This is a genomic window from Streptomyces sp. CA-251387, from assembly GCF_050936625.1.
Taxonomy (GTDB): domain Bacteria; phylum Actinomycetota; class Actinomycetes; order Streptomycetales; family Streptomycetaceae; genus Streptomyces.
Genome location: NZ_JBNJMJ010000001.1, coordinates 7,594,990 through 7,613,282, shown reverse-complemented (window position 1 = coordinate 7,613,282; position 18,293 = coordinate 7,594,990). Strand labels below are relative to the sequence as shown.

The window sequence follows — 18,293 nt, the reverse complement described above, 5'->3', positions numbered from 1 at the left end:
GCGATGATGTGTTGAGGCGGTTTTACGCCCTGGCTGTTCTTCCGGCACGGACCGGACAGCGGTGTTCGACTGGGGAGGGGCGCGGCCCGATGCTGGGAGCGATCGGTCTCGACGAGACGCACGAGTCGGCGTACCGGGCCCTGGTCTCCGTGGGCGCCGCCGACGTACCGGATCTCGCGCGACGGCTGACGCTCGGCGAGTACGACACCGAACGCGCCCTGCGCCGGCTGGAGCGGCACGGGCTCGCGGCGCAGTCCTCGGCGCGGCCCGGCCGCTGGATCGCCGCGCCGCCCGGGGTGGCGCTGGGCGCGCTGCTCACCCAGCGGCGGCACGAGCTGGAGAAGGCGGAGCTGGCGGCCGCGATGCTCGCCGAGGAGTACCGGGCGGCGGCCGCCGAGCCCGCGGTGCACGATCTGGTCGAGGTGGTGACCGGGGCGGCCGCGGTGTCGCAGCGCTTCCTGCAGCTCCAGTTGGGGGCGCGGGAGGAGGTGTGGGCGCTGGTCACCGGCACCCCGGCCGCCGTCACCGGCGTGGAGGACGACCCGGAGGAGCAGGCCGCCGATCGCGGCGTCCGCTACCGGTCGGTGCTGGAGCGCTCGGTCCTCGACCGGCCGCACGGCGTCACAGAGCTGTCGGCCGTCCTCGGCCGCGAGGAGCAGGTGCGCGTCGTGGACCAGGTCCCGACCGAGCTGGTGATCGCCGACCGGACGCTCGCCCTGGTGCCGCTCGCCTCGCACGCCTCGCTCGCCTCGGAGCCGGCCGCCCTGGTCGTCCGCGCGAGCGGGCTCCTGGAGCTGCTCTCCGCGCTGTTCGAGTCGGTGTGGCGGGAGGCGCTGCCGGTACACCTCGGCGCGTCCCGCGTCACCGAGCAGCAGCCGGACGGGCCCGACGACACCGACCTGGAGGTGCTGTCCCTGCTGCTGGCCGGCCTGACCGACGCGAGCGTGGCCAAGCAGCTGGACCTGGGCCTCAGGACGGTGCAGCGCCGGGTGAAGCGGCTGATGGAGCTGACCGGGGTGACGACGCGGCTGCAGCTGGGGTGGCACGCGTACGAGCGGGGGTGGGTGGCGCGGGAGCGGCAGGGGTGACGGGGACTGAAGCGGCGAGGGTGACGCCGGACCTGCGGCGGCAGGGGTGACACCGGACCTGCGGCGATACGGCTGATCTGCGCGTTCTCGCGAGCTCCGGCACTCTGGTCAGATGGGACTGTGGGACCTCGTGCTGGTCGGCCTGGTCCTCCTGCTCGGCCTGTGCGGCGTGCTGGTGCCGGGGGTGCCGGGGTCGTGGCTGGTGTGGGCCGCGGTCATGTGGTGGGCGCTGCAGGATCCCCAGCCGGTCGCGTGGTGGGTGCTCGTGGGGGCCACCGTGGCCCTGTTCCTCTCCCAGGTGGTGCGCTGGGCGCTGCCGCCGCGCCGGCTGCGTCCGGGCTGGGCCGACCGTCACATGGCGGTGTACGCGGGAGCGGGGTCGTTCCTGGGTTTCCTGCTGTTCCCCGTGATCGGCTCGATCCCCGGCTTCATGGCCGGCATCTACCTCGAGGAACGGTTCCGTCTCGGCCGCCACGGCGAGGCGATGGCGGCGCTGCGGACAGCGATGCGGTCGGGCGGGTCGAGTGTGCTGGCGGAGCTGTTCACATGCCAGCTGATCGCAGGGGCGTGGGTCGGGGCCGTGCTCTGGGGCTGATACATCGGGCCTCTCCCGTCATATTGACGACCACGCACCCCTTCTCTACGTTGCATGCCGGGATAGCTCCGATGAATCGCGTACGCCGCTGCACAAGCCGCCGGGAGGCGCCATGCCCAGCCCGTCCAGACGCACCGTCCTCGCCTCCGGCTCCGCCCTGGGCGGGACCCTCCTCACCGGCGGGCTGCCCGCCCAGGCGAGCGCGGCCGACCCCGAGAGCACCGCGGGCACCGCCCACGAACCCCCTCCGGACCCCTGGCGCACGGTCCTCGCCGACGCCGACCTCGTTTGGCAGCGGATGCCGGCGACCTGGTACGAGGGCCCCTTCCTCGGCAACGGCTTCCTCGGTTCCGGCATCTACGCCGAGCCGGGCGCCGAGACGAGGGCCGTGCGCTTCAACGTCCAGCACTCCGAGGTCCAGGACCACCGCCCCGAGTTCGGCTCGCTCTTCGGGCTGGCCCGGCTCCCGATCGGCCACTTCACGCTGGAGCCGGTGGGCACGATCACCGGCCTGGACTGGCGGCTCGGCCTGCGGGACGCCGAGCTGACGGGCACCCTCACCACGGACAGGGGCACGCTCGCGCTGCGCGCCCTCGTGCACAACGACCGTTCCGTCCTCGCCGTCGAGGTCACTCCCAGCGAGGGCGAGCGCGGCTTCCGGTGGGTTTTCCATCCGGCGGACGCGATCAGCCCCCGGGCGGCCTTCAGACCACTGCCCGACGGCTACCGCGGCAACCCGCCCCCCGAGGTCACCGAGCACGACGGCGTCCTGGCCGCCGTACAGCCCCTCCTGGCGGGCGGGCAGCACGTGACGGCGTGGCGGGAGCGACGCGCAGGCGGGGCCCGGACGCTGTACGTCCATGTCGCGCACTCGTACCCCGGGACGACGGCGTTGGACCGGGCGCTGAAGGCCGTACGCCGCGCGAGCCCGCTCCCGTACTCCGCGCTGGCGGTGACGCACCGGGCCTGGTGGCACGCCTACTACCGCAAGAGCTTCCTCTCCCTCCCCGACGCCCGCCTGCAGCGCTTCTACTGGATCCAGCTCTACAAGACCGCCTCCGCCGCCCGCCGCGACGCCCCCGTCATGGCGACGTGCGGCCCCTGGCTGGAGTCCACGCCCTGGCCCAACACCTGGTGGAACCTCAACGCCCAGCTGGAGTACTGGCTGATCCACGGCTCCAACCACCTCGAACTCGACGCGATCACCCGGTCGCTCAGCGAGTTCCGCGACAACCTGGCCAAGGAGACGGCACCCCCGTACCGCGCCGACTCCCTCGGCATCCCCCGCACCACGGACCCGCACCTGGTCAACGGCGCGGCCGGCACCCTCACCGGCTACGGCGTCGGCATTCCCGGCCAGGACCCGCCGACCCCCGAGGTCGGCAACCTCACCTGGGCCCTGCACAACGTCTGGCTCAGCTACCGCCACACCATGGACGAGTCGATCCTCAGGGACGTCCTGTTCCCCTTGCTGCGCAAGGCGATCAACTACTACCTGCACTTCCTGGAGCCGGGCCCCGACGGCAGACTGCACCTGCCCGCCACGTTCTCCCCGGAGTACGGCGGCAACTCACGGGATTGCAACTACGACCTGATGCTGCTGACCTGGGGCTGCCGCACACTCCTCGAATCGGCCGAACTCCTCGGCATCGACGACGAGTCGGCGCCGCGCTGGCGCGAGGTCCTGGCCCGGCGCGTGCCGTATCCGACCGACGCGAACGGCTTCATGATCGGTGCGGACATCCCGTTCGCCAAGTCCCACCGCCACTACTCGCACCTGCTCGCGGTGTACCCGCTGTACGAGCTGACCGGCCGCACGTCCCACGAACGCGATCTGATCGAACGGTCGTTGGCCCACTGGGTGGGCTTCGAGGGCGCCCTCCAGGGCTACACCTTCACCGGCGCGGCGTCGATGTCCGCGCTGCTCGGCAAGGGCGAGGACGCGCTGAAGTACCTGGGCGAACTGATGTCCCGCTTCGTCCAGCCCAACACGATGTACAAGGAGTCGGGCCCGGTCATCGAGACCCCTCTGTCGGCGGCCCAGTCCCTGCACGACATGGTCTGCCAGTCCTGGGGCGGGGTGATCCGCGTCTTCCCTGCCCTCCCGGACGCCTGGGCGGACCTGACGGTGCACGACTTCCGCACGCAGGGCGCGTTCCTGCTCTCCGCGGTCCGCGCGGGCGGGGTCACCCGCTGGGTGCGGCTGGTCGGCGAGGCCGGCGCGCCCTGCGTCGTACAGCACGGCATCACGGGGCCGGTGGAGGTGCGGGACGGCCGGGGACGGCCGCTGCGGTACTCCGACGCCGGCGAGGGGGCGATCCGCATCGCCCTGCCGAAGGGCGAGTCGGCCCTGATCACGGCACGGGGTGACCGCCCGGATTTGACGATCGCACCGGTGCGGCCGAACGAGGAGGCATCACGGTGGGGGCTCCCGGCGGAGTAGGCCCAGAGCCCTAGGCCAAGGAGCCGATGCGCCGCGGGTACGGGCGTGTTTCGCTGGCCGCATGACCGAATTCAGCGAGGCGGAACGCGCGTACCTGAGATCGCAGCGGCTGGGACGGCTGGCCACCGTGGACCCGGCGGGGCAGCCACAGGCGAACCCCGTCGGCTTCTTCCCCCAGGACGACGGGACGGTCCTGATCGGTGGCAACGCGATGGGCACCACCAAGAAGTGGCGAAACCTGCAGAAGAACCCGAAGGTCGCGCTCGTCGTCGACGACCTCGTCAGCGTACGGCCGTGGCGGGTGCGCGGGATCGAGATCCGCGGGGACGCGGAACTCCTCACGGGCCCGCACGAGTTGGGCCCGTACTTCAGCGAGGAGGTCATCCGCATCCGTCCGCGGTGGGTCCGCAGCTGGGGGCTGGAGGAGGACTGATCTCAGACGGGGGCCTGGATGGCGCCCTCCAGTGTGAGCAGCCGCACCTTGCGGTCCAGGCCGCCCGCGTACCCGGTCAGTGTCCCGTCGGCGCCGATCACTCGGTGGCACGGCCGGAGGATCAGCAGCGGGTTGGCACCGATCGCCCCGCCGACGGCCCGTACGGCGGCACGCGGGGCTCCGATCCGGGCGGCGATCTCGCCGTACGTGGTGGTCGCCCCGTACGGAACGGTGTCGAGGGCAGCCCAGACGCGCTCCCGGAACTCACTGCCGTCGCTGCGCAACTCCAGCCGGAACTCCTTGAGTTCACCGGCGAAGTAGGCGGCGAGCTGTTCCTCGGCCGGGCGGAAGAGCGCGGGATCGCGCCGCCAGCCGTCCTGGACGGTACGGCCGCCCTTCTGGCCGGGCACGGAAAGGGAGGTCAGGACGCCGGTCGAGGGATCGGCTGTGAGAAGGAGACGGCCGAGCGGGCTGTCGAGCTCGGTCCAGTGAGTCGAGGCCGGGGTGGTCATGCTTGCTCCAACTCCCCTGCTGCGAGCAGGTGTTGCCAAGCGTAGGAGCGCCAGGGGCGCCAGCTGTCGGGGACGTCCACGCCGGGCGGCGCGACGTCCGGATCGCCGAGGGCACGGCTGCGGATGACGGAGACGGTACGGGCGTCCAGACCGGGCAGACCGAGCAGTGCACGCCGTGCCTCGTCCCGGTCGGCGCCCGGGTCCAGCCGTACGGCACCGTCGGCGAGGGCGGCGGCGAGCGCGCCCAGAGGACCACCGGACTCGGGCTCGGCCTCGGCGAGGACGGCCGCTTCGGGGAACAGATGGGTGAGGCCGCCACAGGGCGCGTCGAGCGCCTTGCCGTACCGCCGCACCAACTGCTCGGCTTCCGCCGACCCGACGAGCGCCCGCACCGCCGCCTCCTCCGCGTCCGCGGCGCCGGGCGACCGCAGACCGGGTCTGGCGGCCACGAGTGCGGCGAGCCGCGGATCGGCGCCGAGCCGCTCGTCGACGGCGTACGGGTCGGCGTCGAGGTCGAAGAGACGCCTCAGGCGCTGCACGGCAGTGGTCAGGTCACGGGGGTCGGTGAGGTGGAGGCGGGCGTCGAGCCAGCCGCCGGGATGGGTTGCGGGCGGAGTCCTCGGCAGGCCGGGGCGCTCGTCGACGGCGACGATTCCGGTGCCGTGCGGCAGCCGGAGGGTGCGCCGGTACGTCCGGTGCCCAAACGGTCCGCCGACGTCCTCGACACCGGGCACGGCCTCGCGTTCCAGCCGGTCGAAGACGGCACCCGCCTGGTACGGCCCCCGGTACGCGAGCCGCAGCGGGATCCCGGCGGACGGGGTGGCCCCGCGCCGGGATGCCCTGCGTGCGGCGGCCGCCCTCAGCCGGCTCGGCGTCGACGCGTACACCTCCCGGACGGTGTCGTTGAACTGCCGCACGCTGGCGAACCCGGAGGCGAACGCGATCTCGGTGATCGGCAGCTCGGTGGTCTGCAGAAGCACACGGGCGGTGTGCGCCCGCTGGGCCCGGGCGAGCGCCACCGGCCCGGCACCGAGCTCGGCGGTGAGCTGCCGCTGCACCTGCCGGGCGCTGTAGCCGAGCCGCTCGGCGAGCCCGGCGACGCCCTCCCGGTCGACGATCCCGTCGCCGATCAGCCGCATCGCCCGCCCCACCACATCGGCCCGCACATTCCACTCCGCGGACCCCGGCACGGCGTCCGGCCGGCACCGCCGGCAGGCCCGGAAACCCGAGCCCTGCGCGGCGGCGGCCGTAGCGAAGAACCGCACGTTGCACCGCTTCGGCGTGACCGCCGGGCAGCTGGGACGGCAGTAGATGCCGGTCGTCGCGACGCCGAAGAAGAACTCGCCGTCGAACCGCGCATCCCGGCTGCGCACCGCCTCGTACCTGGTGTCTTCGTCCATCACAAGGTCCAGTGTGGGCGAGGTACGAGAATGCCGCTGGCGGAAATCGGACACGGCGCTGGCCGCGCCCCTAAAGGGGCGCGGGGAACTGCGCTGCCAGCCACAACGAACCCGCAAGCCGCCAGTCGGCAGATGAGGCACCCCAATAGGCGCTACCGCCACCTCCGCCGCTTCGCCTCCATCGCCGCCCTCCCCTCAACACCCTTCCGCTTCCAGTCCCGCCTGAGCTCCGCACGGACCCGCGCATCCGTCTTGGCCACGATCCACTGGTTCTCCCGCATGAGCTTGCGGTAGCTCTCCAGTCGCCGCAGTGGCAGCTCACCGGCATCGATCGCGGCCAGCACGGCGCACCCGGGCTCGGCATCATGCGCACAGTCCTGGAACCGGCACCCCTCGGCCAGCTCCTCGATCTCCGAGAAGACCTGGCCGACCCCGGCCCCGGCGTCCCAGAGCCCGACGCCCCGCAGCCCCGGGGTGTCGATCAGGACCCCGCCGCCGGGCAGGGCGAGGAGGTTGCGGGTGGTGGTCGTATGGCGGCCCTTGCCGTCGATGTCACGGGTGGCCTGGACCTCCATGACGTCCTCGCCGAGCAGCGCGTTCGCGAGCGTCGACTTGCCCGCGCCGGACTGTCCGAGCAGCACGGACGTACCGCCGGAGACGACCGCGACGAGCACGTCGAGCCCGTCCCCGTCCACGGCGCTGACCGGCAGCACGGGCACCCCCGGCGCCGTGAGCTCCACGTCCTGGACGAGATGCGAGAGCGTCACCGCGTCCGGCACGAGGTCGGCCTTGGTGAGGACGACGACCGGCTGCGCGCCCGACTCCCAGGCCAGCGCGAGGAACCGTTCGATCCGGCCGAGGTCGAGCTCGACGGCCAGCGACACGGCGACGATCGCGTGGTCGACGTTGGCGGCGAGGATCTGCCCCTCGGACCGCTTGGAGGAGGTGGAGCGCACGAAGGCGGTACGGCGTGGCAGATACGTGCGTACGTAGCGCGGGTTGTTGCCCGCGGGTTCGACGGCGACCCAGTCACCGGTGCACACGACCCGCATCGGATCGTGCGGGGTGACGAAGGCCGTGTCGGCGCGTACGACCCCCTCGGCGGTGACGACGTCGCACTGCCCGCGGTCGACCCGTACGACGCGCCCGGGCAGCAGCCCTTCGGCGTCGTACGGGGTGAACGCGTCGGCCCAGGCCGAGTCCCAGCCGTAGGGAGCCAACGCGGAGAAAACAGAGGTGGAAGTCAACGGGTGACCCTTCACAAGGGTGGCCCCGGCGGCCGCGTACGCAGGACGCGGAGAGATGAGGTGTGATCAGCCGACGGCCACGGAGGTGGACTTGATGAACTGGATGCGGGCAGCGCCCATCGCAATGACAGCCATCGGTCGACACCTCCTCACACGCATCTGCTTCACACACGTCTGCTTCGACGGCGGCGGCCACCGGCCACCGCCTTGAACCGCCGTCACTCTAGCCCGGCCCCGTGAAGGCCCGTCAACCGGTTTTAGGCACAGTCGTGCCCGTTCAGCGCGAAGTCGTACGCCGGCGAGTTCTCGCCCTCCCACGAGGCGATGAAGCCGAAGGAGAGGGTGCCGTTCTCGGTGACCGTCTTGTTGTAGTCCGCGGCCGTGGCCGTCACCCGAGAGCCGTTCTGGGCGAAGCTCGCGTCCCACATCTGGCCGACCTGCTGGCCGTCCCGGAAGGACCAGGCGACGCGCCAGTCGTCGAGGGCCCGTTCGGTGGTGACGGTGACGGTGGCCTGGAAGCCGTCGGGCCATTCGTTGACGAGGTCGTACTGGACGCTGCAGGTGGCCGCTTCGCTCGCGGACGGCTCCGGATCGTCCTCGCCGGCCGTGGCGGACTGGGTGCCCTGGGGTTCCGGGTCGGAGTTCTTCGGCGCGGGTGAGTCGTGCCGCGTGCTGGTCCGCGACGGCTGGGGCGAGTCCGCCGCCGACGAGTCCGCCGACCGGGTGGCGCCCGTGACCGGCGCGGAGAAGTCGGGGCCGGAGACCGGCTGACGGTCGGACGCGTCGCCGCCCGCCACGGTGCCGTCGCCGGTGGAGCCGCCAGGCATCATCGACACCGCGAGGGCGAGCGCGGAGACGAGGACGGCGGCGACGAGAAGGCCGCTACGCACGACGCGCGCCTTGTGCGCGCCGGGGTTCGGCGGGCCGGCGTCCGCGTCCGCCCGCTCGGGGCGTCCGGCGCCGAGGCGCACCTCGGCGGCCCGGCGGCGGCGCTCCAAGTAGGCGAGGCCGCCCCAGCCGATCACCCCGCCGGCCAGCGCCCCGGGCAGCCCGCCGCCGTGCAGTCGCAGACAGGCGGCGGCCTCGGCGCACTGCACGCAGGTGGCGAGGTGGCGGGAGAGGTCGTCCGGGGTGTCGGCGGCCGTCGAGCGGGTCACGGCGTCGAGGAGTCGGGCGTAGCTGCGGCACCGCGCGTCCATCGGCGTGTCGAGGTGGTTGCGCTGGCAGCGGTCCCGGAACAGGCCCCGGACCTGGGCGAGTTCCTCGGAGACGGTGTCCGGGTCGAGGCCGAGCCGGCGGGCCACGACAGCCGGCGGCAGCGCCTCCACCTCGGTCAGCCACAGCAGCGCCGCGTCCGGTTCCTGCATGTCACGCAGTCCGCGCAGCGCGAGCGGGCGCTGCAGCGGGGGTCCGGTGTAGCGGGCGGCCTTGTCGGAGTTGAGCCACAGGCGCAGGTCGGGGTCGAGCTTGTGGCCCTGCCCGGTCTCCTCCCAGGCGGCCGCCGTGGTGCGTACGGCGGTCAGCAGCAGGGGGATCCGGGGCAGCCGGGCCGAGCGGCGGCCCGTGCTGCGGAAGGTTCCGGCCTCGGTCTCACGCGCCTCGCGTATGCCGGTCGAAAACGCCTCCGCGGCCAGCTGGCCGGCCGCGGTGGAGCCGGCCGTACACAGATCGGCGTACGACAGCACGGCGTCCCAGCACTCGGAGAACAGCGCGGCCTCGGTGGCGTCCTGGGGGGTCGGCAGGTCGGGCATGAGTCTCCTGCATCCACATGCGAGGTCAACTCGCCACATCAGCAATGGAGTTGGGGGGAACCTCGCGGCAGGGCATGAGCTTTTCACGGTTCCTGCACAACTGACAAGCGCCGTCTTCAGATGTCTGACAGACCGTCGCTCCCCGCAACTCCAGCCACTGGTACGGACGCCGGCCCCGTCCGTCTCAATTACACCCTCGCGGAATCCTCCGCTACACCGTCGCGGACTCCTCCGCCGGAAGACTGTCCATGAAAGAGCTGACCGAGAACACCGCGCGCCCGGGGCCGGGAGGGCCGTAGCCGGGCGGGGAGGACAGGCCGAAGTCGTCCATCGTGGCGCGGTAGGCCTCCAACAGCCGGATGTGGTACTCCAGCGGCGCGCCCTGCGGGTTGGCCTTGCCGAGCGGGGTGGTCGGCTCGGGGCACCAGGTGGTGAAGCGGGGCGTGATCCCGTGGGACATGAAGAAGCGCAGGCCCTCGGTCGTCGAGGCGATCGCCTCGTCCACCGTGGTGAAGCCGAACGGCTCCGCCATCTCCACGCCCGCCACGAAGTTGGGGATGACGTTGCGTGCGCCGAAGACCTCGGCCGAGTCGAGGATCCGCTTGTGCCACTCGTCGCGGCCGACGTACCGCTCCTTGCCGGGGCAGTACAGCTCGAACAGGCGCCGGTCCCACACCTCGTAGTTGGGGTGGTAGATCTGCACGCCGTAGTCCTTGAACCGCTGGACGTCGTCGCGCGGCAACGCCTGCGCCACCACCTTGCCGATCCACCGCCCCGGGAAGCGCTCCTCGATGGCCTTGGCGTAGTGGCCGTAGAAGTCGGCCTCGTCCCGGCCGGCGACCGTCTTGGTGATCGCGCCGCCGGTGAGCGTGTAGGCGGTGGACGTCTTCGCGGTGTCGTACCGGTCGATGATCTCCAGGGCCTCCAGGACCTCCTCGACGTCCTTCACCCCGGTGTAGGGGCGCCCTGCCGCCTTGTGCTGGCGCCAGTTGTGGTTGATGTCGCAGTACTGGCACTCCTCCTTGGCGCCGAAGTACTGGCAGACGCGGAAGACGGTGAGGTAGATCAGGTAGCCCCACTGGATGGTCGGGGCGACCTCCATGACCGACTTCCCGTTGGCGAGGGTGTGCCGGTAGTACTCCGGCATCGGCGGCACACCGACGTCGGCGATCCGCTTGCCGTCGAGATAGAGACCGAGGATCCCGTCCTCGCCGGCCGCCACCCGGTACGGCGACGACGGGTTCACGCGCACCGAGACGACCGTCCGGCGCAGGTCGTACGGGCCGCCGGTGAGGATGATCTCCTCCGGCGGGCGGCGCAGCGCGGCCTCGCCGAGCTCGGGCAGGGTGCCGTGGTCGAAGGAGAAGATGAAGTACGACTTCGGCTTGACCTCACCGCCCTCGTTGTCGCTGAGGGCGGACGGGTCGAATGCCACGCCACCCCGCAGCAGGTCCTCTTTGAAGACGGCTTCCCGCGGTACGTGCGGGAATCGCTCCATCAGATCCTCGACCAGTGCGGTGCGGCTGCCCATCCGTAATCTCCTCCCGGCTCAGGCGTACGACTCCTCACGGTATGCCCCTGCCCGGGCGTGAGCCGCGCCGGGGCCCCCTCGGGGCGCACGTGGCGTGACCTACGCCTCCCGCTCCAGGGCCGCGGGGTCGACCGGGTGCGCCAGGTCCCCACCCGCCCGCAGCCGTGCGGCCTCCTCCGCGACCGCGAGCCCCAGGCGGGCCGCCTCGTTGCCCTGGGAGCCCGCGAGGTGCGGGGTGATGAAGGCGTTCGGCAGGTCGTACAGGGGTGAGTCGGCGGGCAGGGGCTCGGGGTCGGTGACGTCGAGGATCGCGGAAATGCGGCCGGTGCGGAGCTCGGCGATCAGGGCCTCGTGGTCGAGCAGGCCGCCGCGCGCGGTGTTGATCAGGACCGCTCCGTCCGGCATCAGGGCCAGCTCGCGGGGGCCGATGAGGTGACGTGTCTCGGGGGTCTCGGGGGCGTGGATCGTCACGATGTCCGACGTGCGCAGGAGGTCGTCCAGCGGCAGCAGCGGTACGCCGAGCGCCGCGGCGCCCGCCTCGTCGACGTACGGGTCGGTGAGACGCACGCGCAGGTCGAAGGGGCGCAGGAGTTCGAGCACGCGGCGGCCGATGCGCGAGGCCCCGATCACCCCGACCCGGCGGCCGTGGTTGCCGATGCCGGGGAAGAGCCCCCACCCCGGGAAGGCGCGCTCGGTACGCAGCCGGTCGCGGGCGGCGAAGAGGTCCTTCCCGGCGAGCAGGATCATGGCGAGCGTGTACTCGGCGACCGGCACGGCGTTGGCCGCGGCCGCCGAGCTCACCGCGATGCCCCGCCGCCACAGCTCGGGCGTGGCGAGGCTCTTGACCGAGCCGGCCGAGTGCAGCACCGCGCGCAGTTCCGGGGCGGCGTCGAGGGCGGCGGCGTCGAGGCGGGGGCAGCCCCAGCCGGTGACGAGGATCTCGGTGCGGGCGAGCACGTCCTTCACGCGCGGGTCGGTGAAGTCCTCGGCCACCAGGGCGGGATCGATGTCCACCGACTCCCGCAGCCGCTCCAGCACCTCCGGCGGGAAGACCTGCGGCACGTGCTCGGCGGTCATGGCGAAGAGGGCCTGCGGAAGGTGGGTCAAGGACGTGGACTCCGGCTCGGCGAGAGAGGGGCGGGAAAGCGGTCTCTACGGTAGGCAGGCGCGGATGAGAGGGTCAACGCACAGGCAGCACGCACAAACACCACGCACAGGCGCTCCCCTGCAGGACGGCACGGCACTCCCCCGGCAGGACGGCACGGCACTCACTCTCAAGGACGGCACGGCACTCACTCTCAAGGACGGCAAGGATGACCGAGACGATCACCAACTGGGCGGGCAACATCACCTACTCCGCCAAGGAGTTGCACCGGCCGTACTCGCTGGACGCGATCAGCGCCCTGGTGGCCGGGAGCGATCGGGTGCGGGTGCTGGGCAGCGGGCACTCCTTCAACGAGATCGCCGAGCCGGGCCCCGAGGGCGTCCTGCTGTCGATCGCCGGTCTGCCGCCGGTGATCGACGTGGACGGCGAGACCCGTACGGTCCGTGTCTCGGGCGGCGTACGGTACGCCGAACTCGCCCGCGCGGTGCACGCGCACGGGTTCGCGCTGCCCAACATGGCGTCCCTGCCGCACATCTCGGTGGCCGGCTCGGTCGCCACCGGCACGCACGGGTCGGGGGTCGGCAACGGCTCGCTGGCCGCGCCCGTGCGCGAGGTGGAGCTGGTCACGGCGGACGGGTCGGTGCTGACCGTCGGGCGGGGCGATCCGCGGTTCGGCGGTGCGGTCACCTCGCTGGGCGCCCTCGGTGTCGTCACCTCCCTGACGCTCGATCTGGAGCCGTCCTTCGAGGTGGAGCAGCACGTCTTCACCGAACTCCCGCTGGCGGGGCTGGACCTGGCGGCCTTCGAGGCCGTGATGTCGTCGGCGTACAGCGTGAGCCTGTTCACCGACTGGCGGGCGCCGGGATTCCGGCAGGTATGGCTCAAGCGGCGCACCGGCCGGCCGCTGCCCGGCTTCCCGTGGGCGGCGCCCGCCACCGAGAAGCTGCACCCGGTGCCGGGGATGCCCGCGGTCAACTGCACGGAGCAGTTCGGGGTGCCGGGGCCGTGGCACGAGCGGCTGCCGCACTTCCGGGCGGAGTTCACGCCGAGCAGCGGGGCCGAGCTGCAGTCGGAGTATCTGCTGCCGCGGCGGTACGCCATCGATGCGCTGCACGCGCTCGACGGGATCCGGGACACGGTCGCCCCCGTCCTGCAGACCTGCGAGGTGCGCACGGTCGCCGCCGACGAGCAGTGGCTCAGCCCCTCCTATGGACGGGACACCGTGGCGCTGCACTTCACCTGGATCGAGGACACGGCCGCCGTGCTGCCGGTGGTGCGGCGGCTGGAGGAGGCACTGGACGCCTTCGAGGCGCGGCCGCACTGGGGGAAGGTGTTCACGGTGCCGGCGCAGGTGCTGCGCGGGCGGTATCCGCGGCTGGCCGACTTCCGGGCGCTGGCGCGGGAGCTGGACCCGGGTCGGAAATTCGCCAACGCCTTCGTGCAGGAGATACTGGGTGACTGATGGCCTAGGAGACTTTGTAAACCCCCTTTCCTAACCCCTTGTCGAAAGTCCCCGCACGCCATAGCCTTGCGCCGCGCCGGTGCCGACGACGAGCCGGCATGGACTGAAGGGACGGGGGCAGGCCCGGTGAAGCGCACATCACGCGACATCCGCACGGCGAACCGCTATGAGGTGCTGCGCCAGATCATCGCCACGTCGCCCACCTCCCGGCAGGAGCTTGCGGCCGCCACCGGTCTCAGTCTCGCCACGGTCGCCACCCTCGTGGGCGAGCTGCTCGACCTCCGGATGATCACGGAGGTCGGGTTCGAGGACTCGGCCGGCGGCCGCCCCCGTGGGCTCGTGGCCGTCAACGCGTCCGGGGGCGCGCTGATCGGCGTCGACATCGCGGAGACGTACGTCCGGGTCGAGCTCTTCGATCTCGGGTTGAACGTCCTGGCCCGCGCCGACGAGGACATGCGCCCCGGCGAGTCCCGCCCCGAGCAGGTCGTCGGGCATGTCGCCGCGGCCGTCGGCTCAGTGGTCGCGCAGGCCGGGGTGGAGGGCGCGCGGGTGCTCGGCGTCGGGGTGAGCGTGCCGGGTCAGGTGGACCGGGACACCGGTGTCTCCGAGTACGCACCCAACTGGGACTGGCACGACGTGCCGCTGCTCGACCTGCTCTCCGAGCACATCGCCTACCCGCTGTACATGGACAACCCGTTGCGCGCCTGCGCGGTGGCCGAGCTGTGGTTCGGTGCCGCGCGCGGCAGCGGGGACGCCGTGGTGGTCAACCTCGGGACCGGTGTGGGCGCCGGGCTCGTCCTGGGCGGCGGGCTGCACCGGGGCGTGAGCAACAGCGCGGGCGAGTGGGGGCATACGACGCTCGTGCTGGACGGGCGGCTGTGCCACTGCGGGAACCACGGCTGCGTGGAGACGTATGTCGGCGCGCCCGGAATCATGGTGAACCTGCGGGAGTTGGCCGCCGACAGCACCCTGCTGCACCCGGAGGACCAGACGGCCACGATCGACGCGCTGGCCCGTGGCGTCGCCGCGCACGATCCGGTGGCCGTCAAGGTGGTCCGGGACACCGCCCGCTATCTGGGCGCCGGGATCGCCGACCTGGTGAACCTGTTCAACCCCGAAGTCGTCGTGCTGAGCAGCTGGGTCGCCGCCACGCTCGGCGAACCGCTGCTGCACGAGGTGCGCGAGGCTGTGGCCCGGCACGCGCTGAGGCGTCCGCTGGCCGCCACCCGGATCGTCCTCTCCCCCATCCCCACCGACCCGGTGTGCCTGGGCGCGGCGACGTTCGCGCTCGAAGGGGCGCTGCAGTCCGTGGGACAGAGGGCCGGGACGAAGCGCGCCGGACCGGCGCGCAGCCGGGCGTGATTCCCCTGGTCTGAAGCAGGTTCGCGGGCCGCTGGTGCGGCGGTCCGCGAACCCGTCACGTCCGGTATCCCGAACGTTGCACAACGCTTCGTGCAGACTTCGTCCAACCCCTTGCCGAAGCCTTAGCCGAAGGTTAACGTCCCGCACCGCACCCCCCTTTGAGCCAACTGGCGCTGAGCCGCATCAGCCACAGGCACAGGGCCGCAGCCGTACTCGAGACAAGGACGTCAGCATGTCGGCAATGAGCAACAACAACTGGGACCGCCGCACCGTTCTGCGGGCCGCGATGGGTCTGGCCGCCGCGGGCGGGCTTGCCGCGTGCGGCAGCAACACCGGGCGGGGCAGCGGAGGTTCGGGCGGCGGGCTCGTCCAGTACTTCCACGCGTACGGCGAGGCGGGCGTCGAGCAGGCCGTCAAGAAGTACGCGAAGGCGTACGACAAGACCGACGTCACCACCCAGTGGATCACCGGCAACAACTTCGAACAGAAGCTGTTCGCCGCGCTGCTCACCAAGAACGCGCCGGACGTGTTCGAGTTCCACCCGCAGATCCAGCTCGTCAAGAGCGGGCAGGTGGCGGACCTGACCGACATCATCGAGCCGGTCAAGGACGACTTCAACCAGGCCGACATCAAGTCGCACACGGTCGACGGGAAGATATACGGCGTCCGGATGATCGACGACCCGCAGTTCTTCTTCTACCGGCCCTCGCTCTTCGAGAAGGCGAAGGTCGAGGTGCCGACCACGCTGGAGGAGCTGATCGAGGCCGCCGCCAAGCTCAAGACCAACAAGGTCAAGGGCGCCTACCTCGGCAACGACCTCACCCCGGTCCAGCACAACCTGATCTGGTCGGCCGGCGCCGACACGCTCACCGCGGACAACAAGCCCGCCTTCAACACCGACGCGGTCGCCGAAGGCCTGAAGCAGCTGCGCTCCCTGTTCACCAGCGGCGACCTGCTGCTCGACGCGCCCGCCGACTGGTGGGACCCGTCGGCCTTCACCCAGGGCCTTACGGCGATCCAGTGGTGCGGCATGTGGGCCATGCCGGCCATGCAGCAGGCGCTCGGTGACGACATCGGCGTCTTCCCCTTCCCGAAGGTCGGGTCCGCCGGCAAGGAGTCGGTCTACAACGGCGGCTGGTCGATGTTCGTCAACGCCAAGGGCAAGAACGTCGACGCGGCCAAGGAATACGTGAAGTGGCTGTGGATCGACCAGAAGGAGTACCAGGAGGACTTCGCCACCTCCTACGGCTTCCACATCCCGCCGCGCACCTCCCTCGCGGAGTCCGCCACCAAGCTGAAGACCGGCCTGCCGGCCGAGGGCGTGAAGCTCTTCAACGAGTTCGGTCACTTCGACAACATCGGCTGGACGCAGGCGATGATCGCCGCGGTCAACGACGTGATGGCGAACTCCGTCCGCAAGGACGGTGACCCCAAGGCCCAGCTCGCCGCCGCGGAGAAGAAGGTCAACACCGAGCTCAAGAAGCTCTTCGGATAGGCCGCCGGACGGATCTCGACATGTCGACCACCACCACACGCGGGGTCGCCCACCCCGCCCCGGCCAAGGTCTCCAAGGACCGGCCGCGGCGGGGCCTGAGGGCGAACAGCACCTTCAACTTCTGGCTCTTCACCGGGCCGTTCCTGATCGGCCTGGTGATCTTCGTCTTCGTGCCCATCGGCTGGAGCCTGTACCTCAGCTTCTTCGAGGCACGTTTCACGGTCACGCCGAGCGAGTTCGTCGGCTTCGACAACTACCGCCAGATCCTCACGGACACGGACTTCCGGAACTCCCTGGTCACGTTCACCGTCTTCGCCGCATTCATCGTGCCGACCACCTGGGCGCTGTCGCTGGGACTCGCGCTCCTGGTGAACCGGCTGCGGTTCATGCGGGCGTTCTTCCGGTCGGTGTTCTTCCTGCCGACGGCGGTCAGCTACGCGGCCGCCGCGCTGATCTGGAAGATGTCCATCTTCAACGGCGTCCGCTTCGGCATGGCCAACACGTTCCTCGGCTGGTTCGGGATCGAGAACATCGCCTGGCTGGGCAACCCCGATCCGCCCTGGTACTGGCTGGTCATCGTGACCGTCCGGCTGTGGCTGCAGTCCGGTTTCTACATGATCCTGTTCCTCGCGGCGCTGCAGAACATCCCGAAGGAACTGTACGAGGCCGCCTCCATCGACGGCGCCAAGCCGGGCTGGCAGACCTTCCGCTACATCACGCTCCCCCAGCTGCGCGCGACCTCCACCGCGGTGGTCCTGCTGCTGCTCATCGCCGCCTACCAGGCCTTCGACGAGTTCTTCATCCTGCTCGGCAAGGCCACTTGGGGCATGCCTCCGCTCGTCGAGCTGTACAAGATGGCGCTGGGCGAGAACCAGAACTACGGCGCGGGCAGCGCGGGTGCGCTGGTCCTGACCGCGCTCATCTGCCTCGTGACCCTGTTCCAGGGCAAGCTCATGGGCTTCGGAAGGGGTGACGAGTCCCAGTGACCACCACAGCACCCGACGTCAGCAAGCCGGTGAAGGCCAAGCGCCGCGGCGGCGTCATGAGCAACACCGGTCTGTACATCGCGACCGGCGTGGCCGCCGTCCTCTTCCTCATCCCGTTCTATCTGATCGTCCGCAACGCCTTCATGACGGACCCGGAGATCACGGGCGAGGAGTGGAAGTGGTTCCCCACCGACATCCAGTGGGGCAACATCGCCGAGCCGTTCGACGACGTCACGGTCGACTTCGCCCGGTCGATGTGGAACTCCCTGGTCGTCGCCGTACTGCACACCACGGGAATTCTCCTGATCTGCTCGCTGGCCGGATACGGCCTCGCCCGCATCCCGTACCGGCACGCCAACAAGATCTTCTACGCCGTACTGGCCACCCTGATGGTGCCCACGGCCGTGACGTTCGTGCCGAGCTTCGTGCTCGTCTCGTCGCTCGGCTGGGTGGACACCTACCGCGGTCTCATCATTCCGGGCCTGTTCAGTGGTTTCACCTGCTTCCTGTTCCGGCAGTACTTCTTGGGGTTCCCCAAGGAGCTGGAGGAGGCGGCGCGTGTGGACGGGCTCAGCTACTGGGGCGCGTACTGGCGTGTCGTCGTGCCCAACTCGCTGAACTTCTTCGCGGCGATCGCGACGATCACCTTCATCGCGGGCTGGAACGCCTTCCTGTGGCCCCTGGTCATCGGCCAGGACCCCAGCGCATGGACGGTGCAGGTCGCCCTCTCGTCGTACGCGACCAACCAGACCGTCAACTACCACCTGATCTTCATGGCCACGGCCATCTCCATCCTGCCCCTGCTGTTCGTGTTCCTGTTCCTTCAGCGCTGGTTGGTCCAGGGAATCGCACAGACCGGCATCAAGGGCTGACGCCTTCTTCT

Annotated in this window: 15 protein-coding genes; 9 read left to right on the top strand and 6 right to left on the bottom strand. The window is 71.0% G+C overall.

Annotation, left to right across the window (positions count from 1 at the left end; translation table 11 throughout):
* Positions 1-89 precede the first annotated feature (89 nt).
* The 4 genes from ACQEV2_RS33835 (at position 90) to ACQEV2_RS33820 (ending at position 4,559) form a co-directional block, all read left to right on the top strand.
* The gene (locus ACQEV2_RS33835) at positions 90-1,088 is read left to right on the top strand and encodes a helix-turn-helix transcriptional regulator (protein ID WP_433050165.1); all 999 of its coding nucleotides are present in this window, start codon (positions 90-92) and stop codon (positions 1,086-1,088) included.
* 112 nt (positions 1,089-1,200) lie between these two features.
* Positions 1,201-1,683 (top strand): DUF456 domain-containing protein, encoded by a 483-nt coding sequence (locus tag ACQEV2_RS33830; protein ID WP_433050162.1) that lies wholly within the window; start codon positions 1,201-1,203, stop codon positions 1,681-1,683.
* 112 nt (positions 1,684-1,795) lie between these two features.
* On the top strand, positions 1,796-4,126 hold the full coding sequence (locus ACQEV2_RS33825; protein WP_433050160.1) for a glycosyl hydrolase family 95 catalytic domain-containing protein: 2,331 nt from the start codon (positions 1,796-1,798) through the stop codon (positions 4,124-4,126).
* 61 nt (positions 4,127-4,187) lie between these two features.
* Positions 4,188-4,559, top strand: coding sequence for a PPOX class F420-dependent oxidoreductase (locus tag ACQEV2_RS33820; protein WP_433050157.1), 372 nt, complete (start codon positions 4,188-4,190; stop codon positions 4,557-4,559).
* 2 nt (positions 4,560-4,561) lie between these two features.
* Here ACQEV2_RS33820 and ACQEV2_RS33815 read toward each other — a convergent pair whose 3' ends face one another.
* From ACQEV2_RS33815 to ACQEV2_RS33790, 6 genes are all read right to left on the bottom strand, one after another.
* A complete protein-coding gene (locus ACQEV2_RS33815) occupies positions 4,562-5,071 on the bottom strand; it encodes a methylated-DNA--[protein]-cysteine S-methyltransferase (RefSeq protein ID WP_433050154.1) in 510 nt (169 codons plus the stop codon).
* Positions 5,068-6,471: a bifunctional transcriptional activator/DNA repair enzyme AdaA gene (locus ACQEV2_RS33810; protein ID WP_433050151.1), complete on the bottom strand. Its 1,404-nt coding sequence runs from the start codon at positions 6,469-6,471 to the stop codon at positions 5,068-5,070. The genes ACQEV2_RS33815 and ACQEV2_RS33810 overlap by 4 nt, the downstream gene beginning before the upstream one ends.
* Positions 6,472-6,623: 152 nt before the next feature.
* A complete protein-coding gene (gene rsgA / locus ACQEV2_RS33805) occupies positions 6,624-7,718 on the bottom strand; it encodes a ribosome small subunit-dependent GTPase A (protein WP_433050148.1) in 1,095 nt (364 codons plus the stop codon).
* Positions 7,719-7,975: 257 nt separating this feature from the next.
* Positions 7,976-9,469: a cellulose binding domain-containing protein gene (locus ACQEV2_RS33800; RefSeq protein ID WP_433050145.1), complete on the bottom strand. Its 1,494-nt coding sequence runs from the start codon at positions 9,467-9,469 to the stop codon at positions 7,976-7,978.
* Between the two features lie 211 nt (positions 9,470-9,680).
* Positions 9,681-11,000 carry a radical SAM protein gene (locus ACQEV2_RS33795; protein WP_433050142.1) on the bottom strand — a complete coding sequence of 440 codons (1,320 nt, stop codon included), beginning with the start codon at positions 10,998-11,000 and terminating at the stop codon, positions 9,681-9,683.
* A 99-nt stretch (positions 11,001-11,099) separates the two neighbouring features.
* Positions 11,100-12,107, bottom strand: coding sequence for a hydroxyacid dehydrogenase (locus ACQEV2_RS33790; RefSeq protein WP_433050139.1), 1,008 nt, complete (start codon positions 12,105-12,107; stop codon positions 11,100-11,102).
* Positions 12,108-12,313: 206 nt separating this feature from the next.
* Here ACQEV2_RS33790 and ACQEV2_RS33785 point away from each other — a divergent pair, with 206 nt between their 5' ends.
* From ACQEV2_RS33785 to ACQEV2_RS33765, 5 genes are all read left to right on the top strand, one after another.
* Positions 12,314-13,567 (top strand): D-arabinono-1,4-lactone oxidase, encoded by a 1,254-nt coding sequence (locus tag ACQEV2_RS33785; RefSeq protein WP_433050136.1) that lies wholly within the window; start codon positions 12,314-12,316, stop codon positions 13,565-13,567.
* Between the two features lie 126 nt (positions 13,568-13,693).
* Positions 13,694-14,929: an ROK family transcriptional regulator gene (locus tag ACQEV2_RS33780; protein WP_433050133.1), complete on the top strand. Its 1,236-nt coding sequence runs from the start codon at positions 13,694-13,696 to the stop codon at positions 14,927-14,929.
* Positions 14,930-15,161: 232 nt separating this feature from the next.
* Positions 15,162-16,424, top strand: a complete 1,263-nt coding sequence (locus ACQEV2_RS33775; protein ID WP_433050130.1) for an ABC transporter substrate-binding protein — start codon at positions 15,162-15,164, stop codon at positions 16,422-16,424.
* 20 nt (positions 16,425-16,444) lie between these two features.
* Entirely contained in the window at positions 16,445-17,410 is a 966-nt protein-coding gene (locus tag ACQEV2_RS33770) for a carbohydrate ABC transporter permease (protein WP_433050127.1), read from the top strand.
* Complete coding sequence (locus tag ACQEV2_RS33765; RefSeq protein WP_433050124.1) at positions 17,407-18,282, top strand: carbohydrate ABC transporter permease; 876 nt, start codon at positions 17,407-17,409, stop codon at positions 18,280-18,282. The genes ACQEV2_RS33770 and ACQEV2_RS33765 overlap by 4 nt, the downstream gene beginning before the upstream one ends.
* Positions 18,283-18,293: the final 11 nt, after the last annotated feature.